This window comes from Pseudothauera nasutitermitis, from assembly GCF_004801295.1.
Classification (GTDB): domain Bacteria; phylum Pseudomonadota; class Gammaproteobacteria; order Burkholderiales; family Rhodocyclaceae; genus Pseudothauera; species Pseudothauera nasutitermitis.
This window is the reverse complement of record NZ_SSOC01000001.1, coordinates 338,190-362,638: the sequence shown is the minus strand read 5'-3', so window position 1 is coordinate 362,638 and position 24,449 is coordinate 338,190. Positions and strand designations below refer to the sequence as shown.

The following is a 24,449-nucleotide window of genomic DNA, read 5'->3' as shown; positions in this document are numbered from 1 at the left end:
GTCAGAGCGTCCGGGCGACTTCGCGGACCTCGAAGACCTCGAGCTGATCGCCTTCCTGGATGTCGTTGAAGTTCTTCAGCTGCAGGCCGCACTCATAGCCCGACTTGACTTCCTTGACGTCGTCCTTGAAGCGCTTGAGCGAATCCAGCTCGCCGCTCCAGGTGACCACGTTGTTGCGCAGCAGGCGCGCGGACGAATTGCGCTTGACCAGCCCTTCGAGCACGTAGCAACCGGCCACCGCGCCGACCTTGGAGATGTTGAACACCTGACGGATCTCCACCAGGCCGATGACCTCCTCGCGCTTCTCGGGCGCCAGCATGCCGGACAGCGCTGCCTTCACCTCATCCACGGCGTCGTAGATGATGTTGTAGTAGCGGATATCCACGCCGAAGCTCTCGGCCAGCTTGCGCGCGCCGGCGTCGGCCCGGGTGTTGAAGCCCAGGATGACCGCACCGGAAGCCTGCGCCAGGTTGACGTCGGACTCGGAGATGGCGCCGACCGCGCCGTGAATGACGTTGACGCGCACTTCGTCGGTGGACAGCTTGTTGAGCGCATGCACCAGGGCTTCCTGCGAACCTTGCACGTCGGCCTTGACGATCAGCGGCAGGCTCTTGACCTCGCCTTCGGCCATCTGCTCGAGCATGTTCTCCAGCTTGGCGGCCTGTTGCTTGGCGAGCTTGACGTCGCGGAACTTGCCTTGGCGGAACAGGGCGATTTCGCGCGCCTTCTTCTCGTCGGCCAGCACGATGGCCTCGTCGCCGGCACCGGGCACGTCCGACAGGCCGAGGATCTCGACCGGAATGGACGGGCCGGCTTCGTCGATGGGCTTGCCGTTTTCGTCCAGCATCGCGCGGATGCGCCCGAAGGTGGCGCCGACCAGCAGCACGTCGCCCTTGTGCAGCGTGCCGGACTGCACCAGCAGTGAGGCCACCGGACCGCGGCCCTTGTCCAGGCGCGCTTCGATGATCAGGCCCTTGGCGGGCGTGTCGTCCGGCGCGGTCAGTTCCAGCACCTCGGCCTGCAGCAACACGGCTTCGAGCAACTCGTCGATGCCCTGCCCGCTCTTCGCCGACACCGGCACGAACATCACCTCGCCGCCATACTCTTCGGGAATCACGTTCTCGGCGACCAGTTCCTGCTTGACGCGGTCGGCGTTGGCTTCCGGCTTGTCGATCTTGGTGATCGCCACCACGATGGGCACGTTGGCCGCCTGCGCGTGGTGGATCGCCTCGCGCGTCTGCGGCATCACGCCGTCGTCGGCCGCGCACACCAGGATGACGATGTCGGTGGCCTTGGCGCCGCGGGCACGCATCGCAGTGAACGCTTCGTGGCCCGGGGTGTCGAGGAAGGTGATCATGCCGCGCGCGGTTTCCACGTGGTAGGCACCGATGTGCTGGGTGATCCCGCCGTGTTCGCCGGCGGCCACCTTGGCGCGGCGGATGTAGTCCAACAGCGAGGTCTTGCCATGGTCCACGTGGCCCATCACGGTCACCACCGGGGCACGCGGCTTGAACTCGGCATCCTTGTGCTCGGCATTTTCTTCCAGGAAGGCATCGGGATCGTCGAGCTTGGCGGCGAGCGCCTTGTGGCCCATTTCTTCCACGATGATCATCGCGGTGTCCTGATCCAGCACCTGGTTGATGGTCACCATGGTGCCCATCTTCATCAGTGCCTTGATGACCTCGGTGGCCTTCACCGACATCTTGTGGGCCAGATCGGCCACGGTGATGGTCTCGGGCACGTGCACCTCGCGCACCACCGGCTCGGTTGGCGCCTGGAAGCTGGAACGATCGTCCTGCTGGTGGCGGCCGCCATGACGACCGCCGCCCTTGGCGCCCTTCCAGCCGCCACCACCGCCGCCAACCTCACCGCGGGTCTTCAACCCGCCACGGCGGCGCGCGCTGTCGGCATCGCTGCGGGTATCGGTACGGCCGGCCCCGCGCTTGACGTCCTTGCTGCCCTTCTCTTCGGTCTTCGCCGGACGATGGAGGGTGCCGCTGGGCCCCTTGGCCGCCGGTTTGGCGGCCGCGGCTTCATTCTTCTGCGCCTCGGCACGCACGCGGGCCTCTTCCTCGGCCTTGCGTGCTTCGGCAGCGGCGCGCGAGGCAGCCTCGCGCTCCTGGCGGGCACGGATGTCGGCGGCCTGGCGTTCCAGCAGTTCACGCTGGCGGCGGGTTTCGCGCTCGCGCGTGGCCAGTTCTTCGTCGCTGAGCAGCGCGGTGATGCTGACCGGCGCGGCGGGTGCGGCGGCGGGCGCCTCCCCGGCCTCGGCGGCGGGCACTTCGGCCGCGGCAGCGGGCGCCGGCTCGACCGGCGGCGCGGGTTCGGGCTCCGGTTGAGGCTCCGGCTCCGGAGCGCTCTCGACCACCTCGACGACCGGCTCCGGCACGTGCTCGGGTTCGGGCGGCAGCTCGGCCACCGGCACGGCGGCAACGGCTTCGACCGGCGCGACTTCCTCGGTTTCGCCCTGCAGATCGGCGATCAGTTCGTCACGCTTGACGAAGGTGCGCTTCTTGCGCACTTCGACCTGCACCGTGCGCGCACGGCCGGTGGAGTCGGTCGCGCGGATTTCGGTGGTCTGCTTGCGGGTCAGGGTGATCTTGCCTTTCGGTTCGGTGTCACCGTGGGAGCGGCGCAGGTACTCGAGCAGCCGGGACTTGTCCTGTTCACTCAACAGATCGTCGGCACCGCTTTTCTCGACGCCGGCCTTGTTGAGCTGCTCGAGCAGTACCGCGGCCGGCATTTTCAGTTCGCCGGCAAACTGGGTCACGCTCATCTGTTCCATCGATGCCCTCCCATTACTCTTCGAACCAATGGGCGCGGGCCGTGGAAATCAGCGCCTTGGCTCGTTCTTCGTCAATCCCGGCAAGCTCGACCAGCTCGTCTACGGCGAGGTCGGCCAACTCGTCGCGGGTGCGAACCCCCTTGCCGGCCAGTTCGGCGGCGAGGGCCTTGTCCATGCCTTCGAGGCCGAGCAGATCGTCGGAGACCTTCTCCAGCTGCTCCTCGGTGACGATGGCTTCGGTCAGCAGCACGTTGCGCGCGCGGTTGCGCAGCTCGTTGACCGTGTCTTCGTCGAAGGCTTCGATTTCCAGCATTTCGGCCAGCGGCACGTAGGCGATTTCCTCCAGCGAGGAGAAGCCCTCGTCGATCAGGATGTCGGCCACCTCGTCGTCCACGTCCAGCTTGCTCATGAACAGGCTGCGCAACCCTTCGCGCTCACGCTCGGACTTCTCGGCCGATTCTTCCTCGCTCATCAGGTTGATGGTCCAGCCGGTCAGTTCGGAGGCCAGCTTGACGTTCTGCCCGCTGCGGCCGATGGCGATGGCGAGGTTGTTCTCGTCCACCACCACGTCCATCGCGTGGGTTTCCTCATCGACGACGATGGACACCACCTCCGCCGGCTGCAGCGCGGCGATGACGAACTGGGCCGGGTCCTGCGCCCACACGATGATGTCGATCTGCTCGCCGCCGATCTCGTTGCGCACCGCGGTGACGCGCGAGCCGCGCAGGCCCACGCAGGTGCCGATCGGGTCGATGCGCGGATCGTTGGACTTGACGGCGATCTTGGCGCGCAGCCCGGGATCGCGGGCGCAGGCCTTGATCTCCAGCAGTTCGTCCTCGATCTCCGGCACTTCCAGCTCGAACAGCTTCATCAGGAATTCGGGCGCGGTGCGCGACAGGATCAGTTGCGGGCCGCGCGCGCCGCGGTCGATGCGCAGCAGGAAGGCCTTCACGCGGTCGCCCACGCGCAGGTTTTCCTTGGGGATCATCTGGTCGCGCGGCAGCACGGCCTCCATGCGGCCGACCTCGATGATCGCGTTGCCGCGCTCCATGCGCTTGATCGAACCGGAAACCAGGAATTCCTTGCGTTCCAGGAAGTCGTTGAGCACCTGCTCGCGCTCGGCGTCGCGGATCTTCTGCAGGATCACCTGCTTGGCGGCCTGCGCGCCGATGCGGCCGAAGTCGATGGGCTCCAGCGGCTCCTCGATGTACTCGCCGATCTGGATGTCCGGATTGATCTCGCGCGCATCGATGATGCCCATCTCGGCCTCATCGTTGGTCACTTCCTCGTCGAGCATCACCACCCAGCGGCGCGCCGACTCGTAGTCGCCGCTCTCGCGGTCGATGGTCACGCGCACGTCCGCATCGTCATGGATGCGCTTCTTGGTCGCGGAAGCGAGCGCCGACTCCAGCGCGGCGAACACGATGTCCTTGGCGACGTTCTTTTCGCGCGCCAGGGCATCCACAAGCAGCAGAATTTCGCGGCTCATTTCCTCAAAACCTCCACATCCGAATGCTCAAAACTTGGGGACAAGGCGCGCTTTCTCGATGTCGTCGAAGGGAAGAGCGACTTCGCCCTTCTCGGTGCGCAGCAGCACCGCACCGTCCTTCACACCGCCGAGCACGCCGACGAAATTGCGTTGATTGCCGATCGGCAGCGTCAGACGCACCTGGGCCTCCTGCCCGGTGAAACGCTCGAAATCGGCGAGTTTCTTGACCGGCCGGTCGAGTCCGGGCGAGGAAACCTCGAGGCGGTCGTAATCGACGTTCTCCACCTCGAACACCCGGGTGAGCTGGTTGCTGACCGTGGCGCAGTCGTCCACGGTGATGCCGCGCTCGATATCGATGAACACGCGCAGCAGCCGCGCGCGCGGCGACAGCTCGAAGTCCACGAGTTCGAAGCCGAGGCCGCTCACCACCTGCTCGACGAGAGCTTCCAGATTCATTTGACCGCCCACAAATAAAAAATGGGCGAAACGCCCATCCCTGTTGAACTCAACCGGAAACAGCCGGACCCGCCGAATCCACCAGATCCGCCCGGGTCCAAAAAAGCCTTTGGATTATAGCCGGTTGTCGATGCACTGGCAAAGATGCACAAAACCGCGCTCCAGGCACGCCACCAGGAGGTCGCGGGAGACGGCCGATCGCGCACGGAAATTGCCACCGGCACCAACAGCGGAGATAATCGAGAGTGCTTCTCATTCCATTTGATCCATGAGCGACCGCGCCGATTCCTCAAGCGACCTCGCCGCCGCCTTTGCCCACTGGCGGCCGAAGCTGTTGCGGGCACTGTTCCGGCGCCTGGGCAACCGCGACGATGCCGAGGAGATCGCCCAGGAATCCTTCCTCCGCCTCGCCGCCGCCGGCAAGGCGCTGCCGCTCGACGAACAGGGGCCGTACCTGCAGCGGATCGCCCTGAACCTGTCGCACGACCTCTGGCGAAACAGCCCGGCCCGGCAACAGGTCGATCTCGTCGCCTACGACGACGGCGAAATACCGGCCGCCGACATCGCCGCCGAGGGCGACTGCCCCTGCGCCCGCACCGAACAGCGTCAGCGTCTCGAACGCCTGCAACAGGCGCTCGACGAACTCCCCGAACGCCAGCGGGAAGCCTTCGTGCTGCACCGTTTCGACGGCCTGACCCAGGACCAGGTCGGCGAGCGCATGGGCATCTCCCGGCGGATGGTCGTCAAGCACCTCGCCCGCGCCTTTGCCTATTGCGAGATTCGCGTTCAATATGCCAGCCTGGAGCAAATGGAACACCTGCACCCCGCCGCCACAAGGCGCGCGGATGACGACTCATGACCGCCCCCGCCCCGTCCGTCGAACTCCACGAAACCGCCGCCGAATGGTTCCTGCGCCGCCGCGACACGCCATGGACGCCGGACGACGAAGCGGCGTTCGCCGACTGGCTGGCCGCTGACCCGGCACACCGCCAGGCTTACACCAGCCTCGCCCGCACCTGGGACGACCTCGCCCATGTCCAGCGCCCTGCGCTGGCCGCCGACACCGATGCCGAAACGGCCGATGCCCCGGCCGGCCGGTACGCCGATACGCCCCGGCCATCGCCCGGCCGGCGCATGCGCCGGCTTCCCCGCCTGTTCGGCGGCCTCCCTGCCCCGGCCATCGCCACCGCCTGCATCGCGCTGATCGTCGGCGGCTGGTTCGCCTGGGACAACACCCCCCGCTACAGTGCCGAACTCGCCACCGTCCACGGCCAGACCGAACAGCTCGACCTGCCCGATGGCTCCCGCATCGTCGTCAACATGGACAGCCACCTGCAGGTCCGCTATTACCCCCGCCGCCGCGAAATCCGGCTCAGCCACGGCGAAGCCTTCTTCCATGTCGAACCGGGACCGGAACGCCCGTTCACCGTGCGCACCGGCAGCAGCGAAGTACGCGTCGTCGGCACCGCCTTCAACGTCCGCGCTGCGCCGCCCCGGCTGGTCGTCAAGGTACTCGAAGGCCAGGTCGAGGTCCGCGCGGACACGTCCGCCAACCGGCCACCGATACGGCTTGCCGCCCAGCAGGGCCTCGTCCTCGATCCGGTCAGCAGGCGCTACCAGACCATCACGCTACTCGCCGACACCATCGGCGACTGGCGTGACGGCCAGTTGGTCTTCCGCCGCACCCGTCTCGCCGAAGTCGCCGAGGATCTCGCCCGCTACCTCGGCCAGCCGGTCAACCTGCACGGCGACGGCATCGCCGACCTGCGCGTCTCCGGCTACGCCGCCACCCGGGCCCCGGAAGCCTTTCTCGAATCCCTGCCCGATCTGTTGCCGGTACGGGTGCAGCGGCAGGACGACGGGGCGTATGTGATTGCCGGACGCTGAACGGCCAATCGACCGCTTCCCGCATTTTCGATCGTACCTGGGAAACGGCTGCCAGAAATTTTCACCCGGAAGGTTCCCACTTTCCTGAAAACACCGTTCTAGCTATCAGTGCCCGGATTTTTCGGGCCTGACGGCTGCCAGCCACGTCTCGGGAAAATCCTGACCTAGCCACCGGCCGCTTATGCGGCGCGCCATGTCCACTTGGCGTGCATCCGGGGCGCGATGGGGATCGCGCTTCATCTCGATGACGAATGGAGTGGTAATGCAGGCAAACAAATTCAAGGGGCGGCGGCTGGCCGCGCATCTGCGCCGTTGCGCAGCGGCATTCCGGCCGGCGACGGTTCCGCTGATGGTGGCATCGGCACTCGCGGTGATGGCTGCGCCGGCCGGCGCGCAGGAAGCGCGGATCGAATTCAGCATTCCGGCCCAGGCGCTGGACAGCAGCCTGCGCGTTTTCTCGCAGCAAGCGAAGGCCCAGGTCCTGTTCGACGAGACGACCGTCGCCGGACTGCGGGCACCCGCGCTCAAGGGCAGCTACACCGCGGGCGAGGCCCTGGCGCGCTTGCTGGCGGGAACGGGCATCACGGCGAACGTGTCGCGGCCGGGGGTGTTTACCCTGAAGCCGGGGACAGCTTCAGGGGAAAGTACGCTGGCGCCGGTGACGGTGACCGACCGGGCAGAATGGAGCATCGATCGCGACCTGCTGGACAAGATGCCGAACAAGTCCGGCTCCATCGAAGAAGCACTGGCCCTCCATTCGGAGGTGCAGACCAGCAACAGCGCGGAGAGATCGTTGCAGGGCGGTGAAATCAAGCCGCCGCAGATTTCCATCTCGGGCGGAAAACCCTACGAAAGCCGCTACGTCATCAACGGCCTGGGCAACAACAACTATGTCGCGCCGCCCACGGTCGGCTCGGGCGCAGCCGCAAACGGCACCGTGCAATCGGCATACATCGAAAACGTCGTCGTCGGTACCCAGCCGCTGGGCACGGCGCAATCCTACAACCTGAATCCCGACCTGCTCGACAATATCGAACTGCACGACTCGCGCATCCCGGTCAATCACAGCGGCTTTACCGGCGGCGTCGTTTCCGCCGAAACTCGCAAGCCCGACCCCAGCCGGTTCAGCGGGAAAGTCCATTGGGGCCACAGCCGCAGCGGTTGGGACAAGCTTTTCTACGATGAGGCGGGGCTGCGGGGCGAGGATTTCGACCAGTCCTTCAGTGCGCAGCGGCAGCCGGAGTACACCCGCAACAGCGGCGGCTTCATGCTCAACGTGCCGCTGAACGAGCGTTTCGCCGCCATCTTTTCGTATGACAAAACGCACTCGCGCATTCCACTCAAGTACCAGGCCCGCTCCGCCACCACCATCGACACCACGACCGCGACGACCAAGGATCAGATCCGCACTGCCGAAACCTTCTTCGCCTCGGTCGGCGGCCAGACTGCTTCCGGCCTGGACGTGAACCTGACCGGTGTCTATTACAAATACAACGGCAACTACTACAACAACCGCGCCATCAATTCCGAATGGGATTTGGAACAGGGAACCTACGACTTCGCCCTGAACCTGTCGAAAATCCTGCCGGCCGGCAAGGCCAGCGCGCGGGTCAAGTACGGCAACATGGTTTCGTCCAGGGACGTCGAATCCGACGTCTACAAGCCCTGGTTCACCTATGGCGAAACCAACTGGGGCTCTTCCGGAACCCCTCCCCCCACCATATATACCGCCGTTATGAATGCCAACTACGGCCGAATGCTGGGCGGCAGCGGTTATTCCGCCGATGGCATCACTGCTGCCAGCGATCTGGAATTCAAGCAGCGTACCTTCCAGGCTGCACTGGACTTCGAGTTCAACGAACTGCAACTGGGCGCCACCACACACCGTTTCGCTGTCGGCCTGAACAACGAAATCGTGCATGGCGAGGCCGTCAGCGGCGGCAGTACCACCTACGGCCTGAACTACGCAGCAGTGGACGGCCCGCTGGCCTCCGGCCAGGATGGCGTGAGCTACAACTGGGAGCGCACCAACGGCGCGCTCTATGACCAGTACTTTCGCACCAAGGACGTGACCGCGCCATTCGACCGCAAAGCCAGGACACAGACCTGGTCGCTGTGGTTGCAGGACACCATCACCTTCTCCGATTTCATGCTGCGCCCCGGTGTCCGCCTGGATTACGACGACCAGTACCGCAACCTGAACATCGCCCCGCGCGTGGCCGGCAGCTGGAACATCCTCGGCAAGGACGTCGCCGTGCTGCATGCCGGGCAGGCCCGCTACTACGGCGGCCCGAACCTCTACTATGCCCTGTACAAGACCTCGGGCTATCACCGCTACACGCGCGGTGCCGCCAACACCGTCGACGCCAACGGCATGCTGGAGTGGTCAGCGCCCACGTTCTACAACACCGGCGTGGACTATGAAGCCAGCGACATGAAAACGCCCTATTCGGACGAAACCAGCCTCGGCCTCGATCTGAATCTCCAGGCCGGGTTCATGGTCAATTACAACTACGTCTACCGGCAGGGCAAGGACGGCATCATGCGCAGGCTGTTCCGGGACGAGAACGGCAACAACTCCTACGCGGCAACCAACGATGGGGAAAACACCTATACCGGCCACACCATCTCGATCTCGAACAACTACTTCAGGAACCATTTCTTCCGCCTCAGCACCACCTTTGCCGACAACAAATCGAACTACATCGACTACATGGCGGACAGCGCCAGCTATCTCGATCAAACCAGCATGATCGATCGTTCCCGCGTCATGTACAACGGCAAGCTGATCGACGCGAACAAACTGGACATGAGCGAGTTCAACCGTCCCCAGCAGATCGTCGGCTACTGGAAGGCCAGGCTGTCGGAGCGCGTCAGTCTGGTCACCACGGGAACCTGGACGAAAAAAACCGACGTGCTGATCAACAACGCCAGGGTCACGCTCGCCGACGGCTGGCGGGTGAACTCCTACAGCAAGGGGAAACTGCCGTCGCGCTTCGTCATTGACATGTCCCTGGACATCGACCTTTTCCGCCACAAGGACTCGGCCATGCGCGCCACGTTGGACGTGTATAACGTGATGAACAAGAAGGTCAAAAACGGTATCGGCTCGTACACCGTCGGCGGCCAGCCGGTGTCCTTCGACTACTACGCGCCCGGACGCTCGGTCCAGGCCAGGCTGGAATACCGATTCTGACCGTGGAAAGGCAGTCCATGGCGACGCTGGTCGAATGCGACCAGCTGCGCCACAGCTACGCCGGAAAACAGGTGCTCGACGGCCTGTCCTTCCAGGTTCGGAAAGGCGGCATCTACGGCCTGCTGGGCAAGAACGGCGCGGGGAAGACCACCACGATCAACATCCTGATGGGCTTCCTGGAACCGTCCGGCGGCCGCTGCCGGGTGCTGGGAGATCCCAGCCACCGGCTGCGGCCCGAGACGCGCCGGAAGATCGGCCTGCTGCATGAAGGCTTCACGCAGCACGACTTCATGACGATTGCGGAACTGGAAAAGTTCTACCGTCACTTCTACCCGCACTGGCGGCCGGAGGTGTTCACTCAACTGGTGCAAAAGCTGCAGGTGCCGGCAAGCCGGCGCCTGTCGCGGCTTTCGTTCGGGCAACGCTCGCAGGTGTGCCTGGGGCTGGTCATGGCGCAGCTGCCCGAGCTGATGATTCTGGACGACTACTCCATGGGCCTGGACGCCGGCTACCGCCGGCTGCTCCTCGACTACCTGCATGCCTACGCGCAGGAACACGGCACGACGATCCTGCTGACCTCGCATGTCGTGCAGGATCTCGAACGCCTGATGGACCACATGTTCATCATCCAGAACGGCCGCCTGCTGTATTCGGCCGAACGAGGCCGCTTCTTCGAGTCGTTCAGGCAATGGCGTTTCCAGCGTTCCCCGCAGTCCGACCGGCTGGAAAAGACGGATGTGCTGACCAGCGTCGAGCATATCGGCAAGCACAGCATCGTCTGCTCGTTCCATGACGAGGCGCAGGTACGCCAGGCCCTGCTGCAGAAAGATGCCGCCCTGGAAGACTGGCAGGAAATCCCGCTGGGTTTCGAGGATGCCTTCCTGAACCTGACCGGAAAATACTGAGCACGGCGCGTTGATGAAAAACATGCATGCAACACAGGCCGTACGCGGCCTGCTGTACAAGGAATGGATCAAGCTGCGCTACCTCGGGCTGGTTCCCTTTGCGCTGCTACTGGTCGGACTGGGCGATTCGTTCTACGACATGCATGGCATGAAATCGGCCAATGGCGGACTGTCCCTGTGGAACGCGGTGATTTTCCGTTCGCATATGCCCTTCGAACCCATGCGATATCTGCCGCTGTTCTCGGGCGTCTGGCTGGCCGCCGTCCAGTTCGTGCCCGAATGCTTCAACCGGCGGCTGAGGCTGTTTTTCCACCTGCCGGTCAACGAGCACAAGGCCCTTTTCCTCATCCTCGGACTGGGCGCCGGCCTGCTGTCGGCGCTGGTCGGCATCCTGTGCCTTGCCCAGGCTTGTATCACCAGCCTGTTCATGCCTGCGGAAGCCGCCAGACTGTCGATCCTCACGCTTGCCCCCTGGTGCCTGGCGGGATTCATCGCCTATGCCGCCACGGCACTGATTCTTATCGAAACCTCGCCTGTGCGGCGGCTGTGGCATGGCGGCGCCGGCACCGTATTCGTGCTGGCGCTGGTCGACGCCCGCGGCTATGGCAGCCACATCGACGGTCTGCCGTGGTTCGGTCTGATCGCTGCGCTCTGGTTCGCCACCATCAGCAACGTCCTCGACCGTGCCAAAAGGGGATCGTCATGATGCTGCTCTCACGTCTGGCGCTGGCGCTGCTGTCCGTGCTGGCGCTGGCGAAGATACTGCCCGGCTACGTCGAGCAGGTGTTTCCCAGGGATTATGAAACCGTCCTCATTGCCTACAGCGCGGATCAGGAACGCCTGATATTCAAGCACTACCGTGGCGGCAACTGGTCTTACAGCGACGACCGGGGCAATCGCCTGACCGAGGATGAAATGCGCGCGGCGCTGCCATTCGCCCATATCCGCGAGTTGGAAAGACTTGGCAGACTGCCCGACGAGGTTGCCGGCTGGCCGTTCGACCCCGAGGCGGCCGCCAGGCACGGGACCCGCATGCGGCTGACGCCGCGCCAGTTGGACAAACCTGATTTTTCCCTCTACACGCTGATGGAGTCGGTGCCGGGCGTCAAGGGTCTGGAAACCCCGCCCGACCTGTTCCGCATGACGGATCGCATCGAGTTCATCGACGCCGCTTCAAACCGGATCGACGAAGACAAAAGCCGGCGCTTCAGCCGGGCGCTGGCCGCCGCAGGATTCACGCACCCCGCCAGGCTGGTCGGAGACAATGCAAGCACGCTGAAAAGCTACGACAACGGCGCCTTGCTGGTGGATGCCCAATGGCGGGTCTTCCATCTGTGGCAGGTCAATGGCGAGCCACGGGTGACGCGCACCGACACCATTCTGCCGCCATCCGTGCTGGCCATCCGCGTGCTGCAGCCGCCCAGCCGCGAATACCACGGCATCGTCATATTTCCGGACCAGCTGCTGCTTCTGGATTGGGAAAACCACATCCCGCATCGCCTGCCTCTGGACGGCCACCGCCCCGCAGCCGAATCTTTTTCCGCGGAAGAAACCCCCTTGCATTGGGAGTTTTCGCACGCCCGAAACGAGACGGGAGTCCGGAAATTCGTATTGGCCGACCGGCAGCTCAACCCCTTGCTGCGTCATACCTGGCATGAAGGCGATGCCGACGCCGGCAAGCGGGCCATACGCGCCAACAGCATGGGACTCCTGTTTCCCTTCAGGCTCGAATTCCACATCGACGAAAACACCCAGCGCAGCCTGTACTTCAGCACCTTCGGCGCGCCCTGGCCGGCAACGCTGGCTGGCATTGCCGCGGCTCTGTGCGCATACATCCTGTGGTGCCGACGGCGTCATGGCTGTCTGCCGCATGGACTGGATCTGTTGTTCGTCCTGCTTACCGGCTGGTTCGGCGCCATCACACTGGCGGTATTGGGCCCACTGATGCGCCGATGCCCGGACTTGCCAATCAGCGGATGAACTCGCGGTTGATCGCCGAGAACAACTGCGTGCCGCCGCGCTGCAGCCATTCGAAGGCGACCATCTCGCGGGCGACGATCTCGATGCCGTGGGCGCGCATGCGCGCGAAGGCCAGATCGCGGTTGGCCGGGTCGCGCGAGGCGCTCGCCTCGGCCACCACGAACACTTCCTTGCCCGCCCAGCGCAGCTCCAGCGCGGTTTGCAGCACGCACACGTGCGCCTCGGTGCCGCATACCACCACCTGCGGGCGCGCCTCCACGGCGGTGCCGGCCAGCCGGCCCTCGGCCTGCGCGGAGAAGCACTCCTTGCGCACATAGCGGGCGGTGCCGGTGGCGGCCTGGAGCGCCTCCACGGTGGCGCCGATCTTGTCCGGGAAGTGCTCGGTGACCACGGTCGGCACGCCGACACGCTCGGCCAGTTTCGCCAGCCATACGCAATGTTCGATCACCCGCTCGCCGTCGGCGATGGCCGGCGCCAAGCGGCTCTGGATGTCGATGATCAACAGGGTGGAACGCGCGGCGTTCATCAGCATGGCGGTCTCCTTCAGTCGCTCAGTTCGCTGCGGTCGCGGAATTGCTCCAGCGCTTCCGGGTTGGCCAGCGCCTCGATGTTCTTCACCGGACGGCCATGCACCAGGTTGCGCACCGCCAGTTCGACGACCTTGCCGCTCTTGGTGCGCGGGATGTCGTCGACCTGCAGGATCTTGCCCGGTACGTGGCGCGGCGTGGTGTTGTCGCGGATGGTGCGGCGGATGCGCTGCACGAGTTCGTCGTCGAGCACCCTGCCCTCGCGCAGCTTGACGAACAGCACCACGCGCACGTCGTCCTGCCAGTCCTGGCCGATCACCAGCGCCTCGATCACTTCTTCAAGCTTTTCCACCTGGCGGTAGATTTCCGCGGTGCCGATGCGCACCCCGCCAGGGTTCAGGGTGGCGTCCGAGCGGCCGTGGATGATCAGCCCGCCATGCGCGGTGATTTCGCAGAAATCGCCGTGGCACCACACGCCGGGGAAACGTTCGAAGTACGCGGCGCGGTAGCGCGCGCCGTCATCGTCCTTCCAGAAACCGATCGGCATGGACGGGAAAGGCCGCGTGCACACCAGTTCGCCCTTCTGTTCGCGTACCGGCGAGCCGTCCTCGTCGAACACGTCCACCGCCATGCCCAGGCCCTTGCACTGGATCTCGCCGCGCCATACCGGCAGCGCCGGATTGCCCAGCACGAAGCAGGACAGGATGTCGGTGCCGCCGGAGATCGACGACAGGCACACGTCGGCCTTGATGTCGCGATACACGTAGTCGAAGCCTTCCGGCACCAGCGGACTGCCGGTGCTCAGCACCGCGCGCAGCGTGTCCAGCCGGTGGCTGCGCGCGGGCGCGGCGCCGGCCTTGGCGAGCGCGTCGATGAACTTGGCGGAGGTGCCGAAATGGGTCATGCCTTCGGCGTCGGCATAGTCGAACAGCAGCGTGCCCTGCCCGGCGAAGGGCGAGCCGTCGTAGAGCAGCAGCGTGGCGCCCGGGGCCAGGCCGGACACCAGCCAGTTCCACATCATCCAGCCGCAGGTGGTGAAGTAGAACAGCCGGTCGCCAGGGCGCACGTCGGCGTGCAGGCGATGCTCCTTGATGTGCTGCAGCAGCGTGCCGCCCGCACCGTGCACGATGCACTTGGGCACGCCGGTGGTGCCGGATGAATACAGGATGTACAGCGGATGATCGAAAGGCAGCTGGGCGAATTCGATCTCGGTGACGTCATGCTGCGCAGCGACGAAATCCGCCAGCAGGCGTGCGTGGGCGATGCCGCCCAGATCGGGGTGGGCATGCACGTAGGGCACCACCACCACGCGCTTCACCGACGGCAGGCGGGCGGCGACCTCGGCCAGCTTGCCCAGGCAGTCGATCACCTTGCCGTTGTAGTAATAGCCGTCGCAGGCCACCAGCACCTTGGGTTCGATCTGCCCGAAGCGGTCCAGCACGCCCTGCACGCCGAAGTCCGGCGAGGCGGAGCTGAAGATGGCGCCGAGGCTGGCGGTGGCCAGCATGGCCACCACGGTTTCCGGCAGGTTGGGCAGATAGGCGGCGACACGGTCGCCCGGCCCCACGCCCTGCTCGCGCAAGGCCGCCGCAAAGCGCGCCACCTGGCGGTACAGGTCGGCGTGCGAGAGGCGGTTCTTCACCCGGTCCTCGCCCCAGAACACCAGCGCATCGCGCTCGTCGCGCGCGCGCAGCAGGTTCTGCGCGAAGTTCAGGCGGGCTTCGGGAAACCAGCGCGCCCCCGGCATGCACTCGCCATCGGCGAGTACGGTGGAACCGGGCTCGCCGATCACTTCGCCATACTCCCAGACGCTGGTCCAGAATTGTTCGGGCGCCCGTACCGACCAGGCATGCAGCGCCTCGTAATCGGGCAGTGCGATGCCCCAGCGGGTTTCCGCACGGTGCGTGAAGGCGGTGATGCCGGCGGCGGCGATGCGCGCCTCCGACGGCCGCCACAGCGGTTGTTCGGCGGTGTTCATGCTTGTCTCCTGCGCACCGGATGCGTTGCCCGGCGTTATTGGTCGAACACGGTCCTCAGTGTATCCGGCAGCGCGACGGAGCGGCCAGTGCGCATGTCCATCCACACCACCTTGGCGGCGCCTTCGGCATACAGGCGGTCGTCGCCCTCCACGCGCAGTTCGTACCAGGTCATCACGCTGCTGCGTCCGGGCTCGCCGGCGTACAAACGAACTTCCACCGTGGCCGGATAGTTCACCGGCATCAGAAAGGTGCAACTGGCGTTGATGATCACCGGCGCCTCGGCGCGTTCCGGCGATACCGCGAAGTCCATGGACTCCAGCCATTCCACCCGGGCCTGCTCGAAATAGCGGAAATACACGGTGTTGTTGACGTGGCCGTAGGCGTCCATGTCGCCCCAACGCACCGGGATGCGGGTGGTCAGCAGGAGCTTGCGCTCGGATGACATACAGGTCTCCTCTCTATTGGTCTTGGTGTCCGGGTACTGTAACATACGCCACCGTATGTTCAACCGCCCCCGCGCGGAGGCGGCGTAGAATATCGGCGGCGTGCGCATGGCAAGCACAACGATGCACCCGCGACACCGAGGAGAAGAGAGGATGGAACGCGAATCCATGGAGTTTGACGTCCTGATCGTGGGCGGCGGCCCGGCGGGACTGGCGGCGGCAATCCGCCTCAAGCAACTTGCCGAGGAAAAAGGCAGCGAACTCTCGGTCTGCCTGATCGAAAAGGGCGCGGAAATCGGCGCCCACATCCTCTCCGGTGCGGTCATGGACCCGCGCGCGCTCGGAGAACTGTTCCCCGACTGGCGTGAACGCGGCGCCCCGCTGAACACCGAGGTCACCGAGGATCGCGTGCTGTTCCTCTCCGAGACCGGCGCGCACCGCGTGCCCAATGCCCTGCTGCCGGACAGCTTCCACAATGAGGGCAACTACATCGTGCGCCTGGGCAACGTCGCCAAGTGGCTGGGCGAACAGGCCGAGGCGCTGGGCGTGGAGGTCTATCCGGGCTTTGCCGGCGCCGAGATCCTGTACGACGAGAATGGCGCGGTGAAGGGCGTGGCCACCGGCGACATGGGCCTCACCCGCGAGGGCGAGCCCGGCCCCAACTACCAGCCCGGCATGGAGCTGCATGCCAAATACACCCTGTTCGCCGAAGGCTGTCGCGGCCACCTCGGCAAACAGCTGGAAGCCCGCTTCAAGCTGCGCGAGGGCGTCGATCCGCAGACCTACGGCATCGGCATCAAGGAACTCTGGGAAGTACCCGCCGAGCGCCACGAGCCTGGCCTGGTGGTGCACACTGCCGGCTGGCCGATGGACAACGCCACCTATGGCGGCGGTTTCGTCTACCACCTGGAAGACAATCTGGTGGCGGTCGGCTTCGTGGTCGGCCTCAACTACGCCAATCCGCATCTCTCCCCGTTCGAGGAGATGCAGCGCTACAAGAACCATCCGGAAATCCGCAAGTACCTGGAAGGCGGCAAGCGCCTGGCCTACGGCGCACGGGCGATCACCGCCGGCGGGCTGCAGAGCCTGCCCAAACTGGTGTTCCCGGGCGGCGCGCTGATCGGCGACGACGCCGGTTTCCTCAACGCCGCGCGCATCAAGGGCAGCCACGCGGCGATCAAGAGCGGCATGCTGGCTGCGGACGCGGCCTTCGAAGCCGTCGGCGCAGCGCGCGAGCGCGACGAACTCGCCGCCTTTCCGGCCGCCTTCCGCGGCAGCTGGCTGCACGACGAACTGCACAAGACGCGCAACTTCAAGCCCTACATGAAGAAGGGCCTGTACCTGGGCTCGCTGCTGTTCGGCATCGACCAGAAGCTGTTCGGCGGCAAGCTGCCGTGGACGCTGCACAACACGGCCGACCACGACAAGCTCCGACCCGCCGCCGAGTGCGCCCGGATCGCCTACCCCAAACCGGACGGCGTGCTGACTTTCGACCGTCTGTCCTCGGTGTTCCTTTCCAACACCAACCATGAGGAAGAGCAGCCCTGTCACCTGCGCCTCAAGGACGCCTCGGTGCCCATCGCCATCAACCTGGCGAAGTACGACGCCCCCGAGCAACGCTACTGTCCCGCCGGGGTATACGAGATCGTCGAGGAACAGGGCGGCCCGCGCCTGCAGATCAACGCGCAGAACTGCGTGCACTGCAAGACCTGCGACATCAAGGATCCCACGCAGAACATCGACTGGGTGGTCCCGCAGGGCGGCGAAGGGCCGATCTACCAGGGCATGTGAACCACACGCGGGGCGCCTCGGCGCCCCGCTCCGTTTCCGGCTCGCGGCTGCCGGTTCACCACTCGTAGCCCAGGCCGAACTGCACGGTCACGTCGGTGGCCTCGCGCCCTTCGGCCGGGCGCCCTTCCCAATCGACGATGCCCTGCACCTGCGCGCTCAGCTGGTCCACGATGGGTACGCGCAGGCCGGTGCGCAGACGCACGGTGGCATCGCGCGCGTCGTCCATCTTCACGTAGCCTTCCTGTTCGTGGAAGAACTCTGCCGTGCGCCCCATCAGCCAGTGGCGGAAGCGCAAACCCCAGCCGAAGGCCGGGTAGGATTGCCCGTCGGCCTCGAAGCGGTGCTCGCGCACATAGTCCAGGCCGCCGCGCAACGACAGGCCGGTCCGGTCGTCGTCGATCAGTTGCACGCCGTAGCCGGAACCCGCCGTCAGGCGATACGACAGGTCGCGGAAGCGGTCGCGCTCCGCCGAACCGCGCGCGTAGACGAAGCGCTTGGGCGAAACGAACCAATCATGGTCGGCATTCGCCAGCCAGTTCGAGGCTGTCTCGTTGCCGCCTTCGGTGCGCCGTTCGCCGCGCAGGCGGGCGGTGAAGCGCGAATCGCGCGCCACGCCGCTCAATTCACCCTCGGCAGACAGCTGGCGGGCATCGCTGTTGCCGCTGCTCGCGCTGCCCCCCAGGTTGACGCGTCCCTGGTACTCGGTGCCCATGCCGGACTGGCTGGGCGTGGGATTCAGGTAGGCGATGCGCTCCAACCGTACCGGCGGCACCTCGGGGGCGGCCTCCAGACGAACCGTGCCGGGCTCGTCGGAACGTTCCAGGCGCGAATCGAGCATCCCGCCATCCTGGCGCATCAGCACGCTGACCGGCTCGTCAGTACGCAGCGTGTCCACCATGCGCCAGTCGATGCGCACGGTGCCCGCGTAGTCGGTGCGCAACTGCAGGCCTTCGGGGGTCTTGGCGATCACGGTGCCGGTGAGCCGGTCGCCGTTGGTCAGGATGACCTCATCGGCACGCACTGTCGACACCCCGAGCGCGGAAAGCAGAAACAAGAGAACGGCGAAGCGTGAAGTCGAAGAACGCTGTCGAGACATGGCGGGGGCGGGTTCGAGCGAATGCGGCGTCGGAAGCGCCGAAGACGGTCAAGCCTAAGGGTTTGGCGTGTCTGCTGCAATGCGGCACCATAACTTTGTTACCCCTGCGCTGCGCCGTATCGCCACGACAGGCGCGGCGATACGGCGGGGACGGGACGCAACCTTCAGTTCAGCGCAATCTGTACCTTCAGCCAGGCATTGCGGCCCGGTTCGTTGATGCGCGTGTTGGCCGGGAACACGAAGCCGGGCAGCGAGGCACCGGTGCGCGACAAGTGTTCGGCGTACGCACGATCGAACACGTTGTCGATGCCGGCGGTCAGCAGCACGCCCTTCTTCGGCCGCCAGCCGGCGTTCAGCGAGAGCACGCCGAAGCCGGAGGATTTGCCGATGTCCTGACCGTTCGAGACGATGTTGCCGGAACCGATATCGACACGCTTCTGCGCGGCCACCAGGCGCAGCAGCGCGCCGTAGGAGAAGGTGCCGTCGTCGTAGTCCAGCGACAGCCGGCCTTCCAGCGGAGGCTGCTGGGCCAGCGCCTTGCCGTCGGTGTCGTTGGCGCCCTGTGCCCAGGCCAGCGTGGCGGTGGTGCTCCAGCTACGCGCGAAACGCCAGGTCGCGTCGGCCTCCAGGCCATAGATGGTGGCATCGACGTTGCGCACGCGGGTGGGGGCCACCCACTTCAGCAGGATGTAGTCCTGCACCTTGCCGTAGTAGGCCGACACCGAGCCGTTCCATGCACCATGCTGCCAGTTCAGCCCCACGTCGAGCTGCGTGGTCTTCTCCGGCTTGATGGTGAGGAAGGCGCTGGTCAGCGTGTCCTCGTCGCGCTTGAGACGTTCCCAGTAATCGGGGAAACGCTCGGCATGTCCCAGGCCGGCATACCAGTTGCCCAGCGCCAACAATCCTTCGTAACGCAGAAAGCCGCTGGTCAGCGTATCGCGGTCCGTTTTGCCGCGGGTCGGATTGGGCGACATCATGCACATCATTGCATCCACGCAGGCACGCTCATCCTTGGCGGCATGGCGATCCACGCGCAGGCCGCCCACCATCCGCGCGCCGTCCTGCAACGTATAGGCCGCCTCGCCGAACACGCCGAACTGGCGGAAGTTCATGTCCTTCACATAAGGCAGGCTGCGGTACGCGGCCTTGGCCGCATCGGCACTCGCCTGCATCATCGCGCCGCGGCTGCGATGCGTGTCGCGCTTGGTATCCATGCCCAGGGTCACGCTCAACGCCTCGCCGGGCGTCAGCGTGATGCCGGCGCGCGCGCCCACGGTGATGCGGTCGGGATTCATCGCCGCGAAGCCGTTGGCGTTCACCTGATCGCGCAGGCTGTAGTTGTCCATCACGTGGTCCACGTAATTGTGGTAGGCCTGCGCCCAGATCTTCTGCACCAGCGGCGACAGTTCGCGCTTCTCGAACTTCAGCGCGACGTTGTCGCGCGCGAAGCGCGAACCGTCCATGCCCCGGTCGGCATAGGCCGCCTTGCCGTCGCTGCGCGCCGCGGAGAGTTCCAGCGCGGTATGTTCGTCGGGCGTCCACGCCAGCGCGGCCTGGGTGTTCCAGCGCGTGTAGCGCGAGTGGATGCGGGTGCCGTCGCCGTCCTCGTAGTCGTTGGCGTGCGCATGCGTGGCGCCCGCGCGGATCTGGAACTGCGGGGTGCCGCCCTTCACGTCGATGACCTGGTCGTTGCGCCCGAAGCTGCCCACCGTCAGGCTGCCATTCAGGCTCCAGCCGGTTTCCTTCAACGGGCGCAGGTCACGCTCGAAAAGCACCGCACCGGCCGACACGCCGGCCCCGTAGAGCACCGTCTGCGGGCCCTTCAGCACGGTCACACGGTCGTAGGACTCGGGGTACACGTAGGCGGTCGGCGGGTCCATGCGGCCGCCGCAGCCGCCGTAGATTTCCTGGCCATCGAGGAAGATGCCCAGGCGCGAGCCGGCCATGCCGCGGAACACCGGGTCGCCATCGGTGGCGCCCTTGCGGATCACCGCGAAGCCCGGAATGCTCTTCAGGAAGTCCGCGCCGTCATGCGCGGGAATGGGCTGGCGGGGGGCTTTCGGGTCGGTGACCACGGTGAGCGCCTCGGCGCTGGTGGGCGCGGTGACCACCACGGTGCCCAGGGTGTTTTCGGTTGCGCTGGCGGACAGCGCCGGAGAGCAGAGCATGCCGGTCTGCATGGCGCACAGCGCCAGTGCCAGACGGCTGGGAGATGGCAGGGATTTCATTGCCGGATTCCTTGAACAAAGCTTGTGCGATCGATCGACACGGGCGAACGCGCCCACGCGGCGCCGGAAGACCGGGCCACGACGGTGATGCGGTGTCATCGGGAAAAGCGCGCGCCGCCGGCGCGCAGGCGTGCCCGGCGCCCTCAGGCGGCGGACATGGGCGGTATCCAGGAATCCGGCGGGCCACGCGGCGAGGTCTTCAGCCAGGTCCGCGCGGCAACGGCGGGCGGGCGCGAATACGATTGCCGTACATGCGCGCCCGGGAGCCTCGGCGGCAGCCACGCCACGCTGCCGGGCAGCGCCACATGGCCGCCCAGCGGGACGAACAGCGGGCAGTAGCGCAGATCGAGCGCATTCTCCGCGCGGGCATCGCTTTGCGCATCCACCGGCGAGCTGGCGACGCGGATCATGCCGGCCACCGAGCACACCTCCATCCAGCGCCCGGCATCGGCCGCACGCACGGTGGCCTGCATCAGCGCGGGCGCCAGCGTGCCCACCAGGATCACCAGCACGGCGAAACGGGCGAACAGGCGGATACGGCGCAAGGAACGCGGCATCACGGGCGGGAGGGGAAAACGGCGCTCAGCTCGGCGGATTGCGCGAAAACGCTGCTCAGTGCCTGGCCGGCGCGTGGCCGCCCGCCGCGTTCAGCGCGCGCACCGGCACGCGCAGTTCGATGGTTTCGCGTTGTCCGCCGGCATGCTCGACGACGATGGACAGCGGCACCTCCTCCCCCGCCTTCACCTGGGCACGCAGATCGAGCAGCATCACGTGATAGCCGCCCGGGCGCAGTTCCACGGCCTGTCCGGCGGGCAGCGCGAGGGCCTCGATGGGGCGCATCTTCATCACGTTGTCCTGCATGACCATCTCGTGGATTTCGGCCACACCGGCAACCGGGGAAGCGACTCCGACCAGACGGGCGTCGGTGGGCGAAGTCAGGCGCATGAAGGCGCCGGTGGCCTTCTGCTGGGCCACGGTGGCGCGCACCCAGGGCTCGTCGACCTGGACCTGGGCCAGGGCGGAACCGGACAGCAGCGCGAAGCACAGCGGCAGAACGATGCGTTTCATGATGAAGCACTCCTTTTGTGAACCACGGGGGATGGACAGCTACGGCAAGGCGGGCCGTCCCGGGAACGCAGGGGAGCGCTGGCGCGGCGCACGCCTGTCGTGCCGGATATGGCGACGAAGGCATGCGATGCGTTGCGCGGGGATTGCCCCCGCCTTTCCCGATCGGCCGACCGGAACCAGCGGCCCATCCCCGCGGGGGCGGGCCGCCGTTCCGGAAATCAGGCGGGGTAAGGCGGAGCGCGGGGCTGGGGGATGCCCCGCGAAGCAGCCGGCGGCGGCGCGGCGGACGGCGCGGAAAACAGCGTTTCCCGCGGCTGGAGGGCGGCCACGGCAAGCGCAGAGCCCGGCGGCAGCGCGAAGCTGCCGGCATGGGGGCTGCAGTACGGGCAGGAGGCGGACGGCAGGTCGCCGGAGGCCGGCGCGTCCGTATCGGCGCCGTCCTCCTGCATCGCCACCATCTTCACCCCGAGCACGGTGCACACTTCCACCCAGCGCACCGATCCATCGCCGGCCCAGGCCATGGCCTGGGTGAGCGTGGGCGCCAGTGCGGCGATGGCCACCGCGAAGGCGGCCAGCCAGGCTGTCAGGCGCGTGCGATGGAGGATGGACATGGGCGGCGGAAGCGGTGCGCGGCGTTCAGGACGTGGCGATTATAGCCGCCGCGCCGTCCCGCGCGACTTGATCCTGCTCAGACTGCGGCGTGGCGGCGGGTGCCGCGCCGAGGAGTTCGGCGAACACTGCCGGCAGGCGCAGCGTGGCCAGGGTGCGCTGGGTGAACAGATAGCGGCCATCGACGACGAAGCCGAGTTCCTCCCACGGCACCGCGTCGTTGAGCAGTTCGATGGCACGCGCGATGTCGATCTCGACCTTTGGAAACAGCGCCAGGATCGAACCATCGTAGGCGGTGCACGCGTGGGTGAAGAACGGCCGAGCGCGGCGCGTCTTGCCATTGACGTAGATGCGCGGGCCGGACGCGTCGTGGTAGGCGCGCCCCCACTTCCACCAGTTGCTCTCGTCGAAGTGGCGCACGCGGCGCGCCAGCAGGCGCTTCTTGTGCTTGTTCAGCGAAGGGTGCCGCAGGTCGTAGAGCATGCGCCGCGTCTCGCCGGTGGCGGCGGTGCGTGAGCAGACGAATTCCAGGTTGCCGTCGCGGTGCTCGAAGAGGTCGTCCGCGCCGGACACCGCGCCTACGCGCACGTCGAACAGCTCGGCCAGCGGCACCGTGAGGTGGGCATGGGTGAAGGCGAGCTGGCCGTCGATGTGCACCATCTCGCGCTCGTCCCAGTCGGCATCGGTGATGCGCCGGTACAGCGTGCGGCGCGAGAAGTCGCCGCGCACGAAGCGGAAGATGGCACAGTTGGGCACCGCGCCGTCAAAGATGCGCGTGTCGCCGGTCTCGATCCAGTGGGTGATGGTGCCCTGCTCGAACAGCCAGTCGTTGAGCCGCGCGGCGGCGGTGAGCTTGATGAACTCGCGCGGGGTGATGAAGATCAGTTCACCGCCGTCGCGCAGCAGGCGCACGCTCTTCTCGATGAAGAACAGGAACAGGTTGGAACGCGCGTCGAACAGCTGCGAATCGAGCCGCGCGCGGGTTTCCGGGGCAATGTCCTGATGGCGCACATAGGGCGGATTGCCGATCACCGTGTCGAAGCGCGTACGCGGCGAGTAGGCGAAGAAGTCCATCACCTTCGCCCCTTTCGGCGCCACCCGCGCATCCATCTCGATCGCCACGCAGCCGGGCAGATGGCGCGAGAACGCGCCGTCGCCGGCCGAGGGTTCCAGCACGCGGCCGTGGTTGCGGCGCAGGGCGAGCATGGTGGCGACGATGTCGTCCGGGGTGAACACCTGGCCGAGCGTGGCGACGTCGAGCTTGCGGCTCATCGGTACGTTCTCAGTCGGCTTCCAGCCCGTTGACGCGGGGCGCGAGGATTTCGCCGTAGTAGCGCCAGGCCTCGGCGCGCAGGCGGAAGGTTTCACCCAGCACGCCGAGCAGACGGGCCACCGCCTCGCGCGGCGGGCGCTCCACGCGTACCTGGTTGTCGCGCCAGGCGCACTGGAAGGGCGGATTGTTGCCGTTGGGCACCACCCGGTTGATCTGCTTGAGGCTGGTCCAGAACACGTGGCCGACGTCGTTCTTGGACACCACCAGGAAGTAGTAGTCCGCCGTGGTGTCCGGATCGAGGTGCTCGGCCACCGCCTCGCAGTAGCGCTCCCAGTTGTTCAGCCCGATGCGTTCCGGGCGGATGCCGGTGACCGCGTAGAACAGCCCTTCCTTGGAGGAGATGTTGTCCTGCCCGCGCATCGCAGTGACCTTGACGTTCACCGGCAGCCACACCGATTCGTCCTCGTTGCGCACGAGAAAGTCGTACCAGCAGCGCGGCGGGGCGATCTCGATGCTCAGCCCGTGCTGCTTGAAGGCCTGATTGGCGTGCGCGAAGAAGCGCAGCGCCGAGGAGATGCGGCGCTCGTCCTCGCTGGAGTTGCTGCGCCCATCGCCCTGCGCGTTGGACAGGCGCAGGTCGCCGGCGCGCAGCGCGGCAGAAAGATAGTGCTCCAGCTCACCGAGGATGGCCCCCGGCGAGGACAGGTCACTGAGCGGCCCGCGCAGCGCGCTCATGC

General features: G+C 66.2%; 20 protein-coding genes. 7 read left to right on the top strand and 13 right to left on the bottom strand.

Features of this window, described 5'->3' with window-relative positions; translation table 11 throughout:
* Window position 1 precedes the first annotated feature (1 nt).
* The 3 genes from infB to rimP are packed head-to-tail and all read right to left on the bottom strand — an operon-like array spanning window position 2 to window position 4,730.
* Entirely contained in the window at window positions 2–2,785 is a 2,784-nt protein-coding gene (gene infB / locus E6C76_RS01700) for a translation initiation factor IF-2 (RefSeq protein WP_136346537.1), read from the bottom strand.
* A gap of 13 nt (window positions 2,786–2,798) precedes the next feature.
* Window positions 2,799–4,274 carry a transcription termination factor NusA gene (nusA, locus tag E6C76_RS01695; RefSeq protein WP_136346536.1) on the bottom strand — a complete coding sequence of 492 codons (1,476 nt, stop codon included), beginning with the start codon at window positions 4,272–4,274 and terminating at the stop codon, window positions 2,799–2,801.
* Between the two features lie 27 nt (window positions 4,275–4,301).
* Window positions 4,302–4,730 carry a ribosome maturation factor RimP gene (rimP, locus tag E6C76_RS01690; protein WP_136346535.1) on the bottom strand — a complete coding sequence of 143 codons (429 nt, stop codon included), beginning with the start codon at window positions 4,728–4,730 and terminating at the stop codon, window positions 4,302–4,304.
* A gap of 268 nt (window positions 4,731–4,998) precedes the next feature.
* Here rimP and E6C76_RS01685 point away from each other — a divergent pair, with 268 nt between their 5' ends.
* The 6 genes from E6C76_RS01685 to E6C76_RS01665 all read left to right on the top strand — a co-directional run bounded on the left by E6C76_RS01685 (window position 4,999) and on the right by E6C76_RS01665 (window position 12,698).
* Window positions 4,999–5,589, top strand: a complete 591-nt coding sequence (locus tag E6C76_RS01685; RefSeq protein ID WP_136346534.1) for an RNA polymerase sigma factor — start codon at window positions 4,999–5,001, stop codon at window positions 5,587–5,589.
* A complete protein-coding gene (locus E6C76_RS01680; protein ID WP_136346533.1) occupies window positions 5,586–6,617 on the top strand; it encodes a FecR family protein in 1,032 nt (343 codons plus the stop codon). The genes E6C76_RS01685 and E6C76_RS01680 overlap by 4 nt, the downstream gene beginning before the upstream one ends.
* 262 nt (window positions 6,618–6,879) lie before the next feature.
* The gene (locus tag E6C76_RS01675) at window positions 6,880–9,813 is read left to right on the top strand and encodes a TonB-dependent receptor (RefSeq protein WP_168734206.1); all 2,934 of its coding nucleotides are present in this window, start codon (window positions 6,880–6,882) and stop codon (window positions 9,811–9,813) included.
* Window positions 9,814–9,830: 17 nt separating this feature from the next.
* Window positions 9,831–10,718, top strand: coding sequence for an ABC transporter ATP-binding protein (locus E6C76_RS01670; protein WP_136346531.1), 888 nt, complete (start codon window positions 9,831–9,833; stop codon window positions 10,716–10,718).
* A 13-nt stretch (window positions 10,719–10,731) separates the two neighbouring features.
* Window positions 10,732–11,424: a hypothetical protein gene (locus tag E6C76_RS21965; protein WP_168734205.1), complete on the top strand. Its 693-nt coding sequence runs from the start codon at window positions 10,732–10,734 to the stop codon at window positions 11,422–11,424.
* Complete coding sequence (locus E6C76_RS01665) at window positions 11,421–12,698, top strand: DUF4857 domain-containing protein (protein WP_168734204.1); 1,278 nt, start codon at window positions 11,421–11,423, stop codon at window positions 12,696–12,698. The genes E6C76_RS21965 and E6C76_RS01665 overlap by 4 nt, the downstream gene beginning before the upstream one ends.
* On the opposite strand, the gene E6C76_RS01660 is transcribed toward E6C76_RS01665, so the two are convergent.
* The 3 genes from E6C76_RS01660 to E6C76_RS01650 are packed head-to-tail and all read right to left on the bottom strand — an operon-like array spanning window position 12,688 to window position 15,649.
* Entirely contained in the window at window positions 12,688–13,230 is a 543-nt protein-coding gene (locus tag E6C76_RS01660) for an isochorismatase family protein (RefSeq protein ID WP_136346529.1), read from the bottom strand. The genes E6C76_RS01665 and E6C76_RS01660 overlap by 11 nt on opposite strands.
* Before the next feature lie 11 nt (window positions 13,231–13,241).
* The gene (locus E6C76_RS01655) at window positions 13,242–15,203 is read right to left on the bottom strand and encodes an acetoacetate--CoA ligase (RefSeq protein WP_136346528.1); all 1,962 of its coding nucleotides are present in this window, start codon (window positions 15,201–15,203) and stop codon (window positions 13,242–13,244) included.
* A gap of 35 nt (window positions 15,204–15,238) precedes the next feature.
* Window positions 15,239–15,649 carry an acyl-CoA thioesterase gene (locus E6C76_RS01650; protein WP_230976126.1) on the bottom strand — a complete coding sequence of 137 codons (411 nt, stop codon included), beginning with the start codon at window positions 15,647–15,649 and terminating at the stop codon, window positions 15,239–15,241.
* A 151-nt stretch (window positions 15,650–15,800) separates the two neighbouring features.
* Between E6C76_RS01650 and E6C76_RS01645 the strand changes: the two genes are divergently transcribed.
* A complete protein-coding gene (locus tag E6C76_RS01645) occupies window positions 15,801–17,438 on the top strand; it encodes an electron transfer flavoprotein-ubiquinone oxidoreductase (protein ID WP_136346526.1) in 1,638 nt (545 codons plus the stop codon).
* 55 nt (window positions 17,439–17,493) lie between these two features.
* On the opposite strand, the gene E6C76_RS01640 is transcribed toward E6C76_RS01645, so the two are convergent.
* The 7 genes from E6C76_RS01640 to E6C76_RS01610 form a co-directional block, all read right to left on the bottom strand.
* The gene (locus tag E6C76_RS01640) at window positions 17,494–18,492 is read right to left on the bottom strand and encodes a DUF481 domain-containing protein (RefSeq protein WP_168734203.1); all 999 of its coding nucleotides are present in this window, start codon (window positions 18,490–18,492) and stop codon (window positions 17,494–17,496) included.
* Window positions 18,493–18,698: 206 nt separating this feature from the next.
* Window positions 18,699–20,762 carry a TonB-dependent copper receptor gene (locus E6C76_RS01635; RefSeq protein ID WP_136346524.1) on the bottom strand — a complete coding sequence of 688 codons (2,064 nt, stop codon included), beginning with the start codon at window positions 20,760–20,762 and terminating at the stop codon, window positions 18,699–18,701.
* Window positions 20,763–20,905: 143 nt separating this feature from the next.
* On the bottom strand, window positions 20,906–21,319 hold the full coding sequence (locus tag E6C76_RS01630; protein ID WP_136346523.1) for a DUF2946 family protein: 414 nt from the start codon (window positions 21,317–21,319) through the stop codon (window positions 20,906–20,908).
* Window positions 21,320–21,374: 55 nt separating this feature from the next.
* The gene (locus E6C76_RS01625) at window positions 21,375–21,830 is read right to left on the bottom strand and encodes a copper chaperone PCu(A)C (RefSeq protein ID WP_136346522.1); all 456 of its coding nucleotides are present in this window, start codon (window positions 21,828–21,830) and stop codon (window positions 21,375–21,377) included.
* A gap of 218 nt (window positions 21,831–22,048) precedes the next feature.
* The gene (locus E6C76_RS01620; protein ID WP_136346521.1) at window positions 22,049–22,441 is read right to left on the bottom strand and encodes a DUF2946 domain-containing protein; all 393 of its coding nucleotides are present in this window, start codon (window positions 22,439–22,441) and stop codon (window positions 22,049–22,051) included.
* A gap of 25 nt (window positions 22,442–22,466) precedes the next feature.
* Window positions 22,467–23,711, bottom strand: a complete 1,245-nt coding sequence (locus tag E6C76_RS01615) for an Eco57I restriction-modification methylase domain-containing protein (protein ID WP_136346520.1) — start codon at window positions 23,709–23,711, stop codon at window positions 22,467–22,469.
* 10 nt (window positions 23,712–23,721) lie between these two features.
* Window positions 23,722–24,447 (bottom strand): hypothetical protein, encoded by a 726-nt coding sequence (locus tag E6C76_RS01610; RefSeq protein WP_136346519.1) that lies wholly within the window; start codon window positions 24,445–24,447, stop codon window positions 23,722–23,724.
* Window positions 24,448–24,449: the final 2 nt, after the last annotated feature.

Bases quoted from the DNA above. Each gene is read 5' to 3' on its own strand.
- E6C76_RS01650 (WP_230976126.1), bottom strand. From the start codon at position 15,649: ATGTCATCCGAGCGCAAGCTCCTGCTGACCACCCGCATCCCGGTGCGT.
- E6C76_RS01685 (WP_136346534.1), top strand. From the start codon at position 4,999: ATGAGCGACCGCGCCGATTCCTCAAGCGACCTCGCCGCCGCCTTTGCC.
- nusA (WP_136346536.1), bottom strand. From the start codon at position 4,274: ATGAGCCGCGAAATTCTGCTGCTTGTGGATGCCCTGGCGCGCGAAAAG.
- E6C76_RS01635 (WP_136346524.1), bottom strand. From the start codon at position 20,762: ATGAAATCCCTGCCATCTCCCAGCCGTCTGGCACTGGCGCTGTGCGCC.
- infB (WP_136346537.1), bottom strand. From the start codon at position 2,785: ATGGAACAGATGAGCGTGACCCAGTTTGCCGGCGAACTGAAAATGCCG.
- rimP (WP_136346535.1), bottom strand. From the start codon at position 4,730: ATGAATCTGGAAGCTCTCGTCGAGCAGGTGGTGAGCGGCCTCGGCTTC.
- E6C76_RS01655 (WP_136346528.1), bottom strand. From the start codon at position 15,203: ATGAACACCGCCGAACAACCGCTGTGGCGGCCGTCGGAGGCGCGCATC.
- E6C76_RS01615 (WP_136346520.1), bottom strand. From the start codon at position 23,711: ATGAGCCGCAAGCTCGACGTCGCCACGCTCGGCCAGGTGTTCACCCCG.
- E6C76_RS01670 (WP_136346531.1), top strand. From the start codon at position 9,831: ATGGCGACGCTGGTCGAATGCGACCAGCTGCGCCACAGCTACGCCGGA.
- E6C76_RS01680 (WP_136346533.1), top strand. From the start codon at position 5,586: ATGACCGCCCCCGCCCCGTCCGTCGAACTCCACGAAACCGCCGCCGAA.
- E6C76_RS21965 (WP_168734205.1), top strand. From the start codon at position 10,732: ATGAAAAACATGCATGCAACACAGGCCGTACGCGGCCTGCTGTACAAG.
- E6C76_RS01675 (WP_168734206.1), top strand. From the start codon at position 6,880: ATGCAGGCAAACAAATTCAAGGGGCGGCGGCTGGCCGCGCATCTGCGC.
- E6C76_RS01625 (WP_136346522.1), bottom strand. From the start codon at position 21,830: ATGAAACGCATCGTTCTGCCGCTGTGCTTCGCGCTGCTGTCCGGTTCC.
- E6C76_RS01665 (WP_168734204.1), top strand. From the start codon at position 11,421: ATGATGCTGCTCTCACGTCTGGCGCTGGCGCTGCTGTCCGTGCTGGCG.
- E6C76_RS01610 (WP_136346519.1), bottom strand. From the start codon at position 24,447: ATGAGCGCGCTGCGCGGGCCGCTCAGTGACCTGTCCTCGCCGGGGGCC.
- E6C76_RS01620 (WP_136346521.1), bottom strand. From the start codon at position 22,441: ATGTCCATCCTCCATCGCACGCGCCTGACAGCCTGGCTGGCCGCCTTC.
- E6C76_RS01630 (WP_136346523.1), bottom strand. From the start codon at position 21,319: ATGCCGCGTTCCTTGCGCCGTATCCGCCTGTTCGCCCGTTTCGCCGTG.
- E6C76_RS01645 (WP_136346526.1), top strand. From the start codon at position 15,801: ATGGAACGCGAATCCATGGAGTTTGACGTCCTGATCGTGGGCGGCGGC.
- E6C76_RS01660 (WP_136346529.1), bottom strand. From the start codon at position 13,230: ATGCTGATGAACGCCGCGCGTTCCACCCTGTTGATCATCGACATCCAG.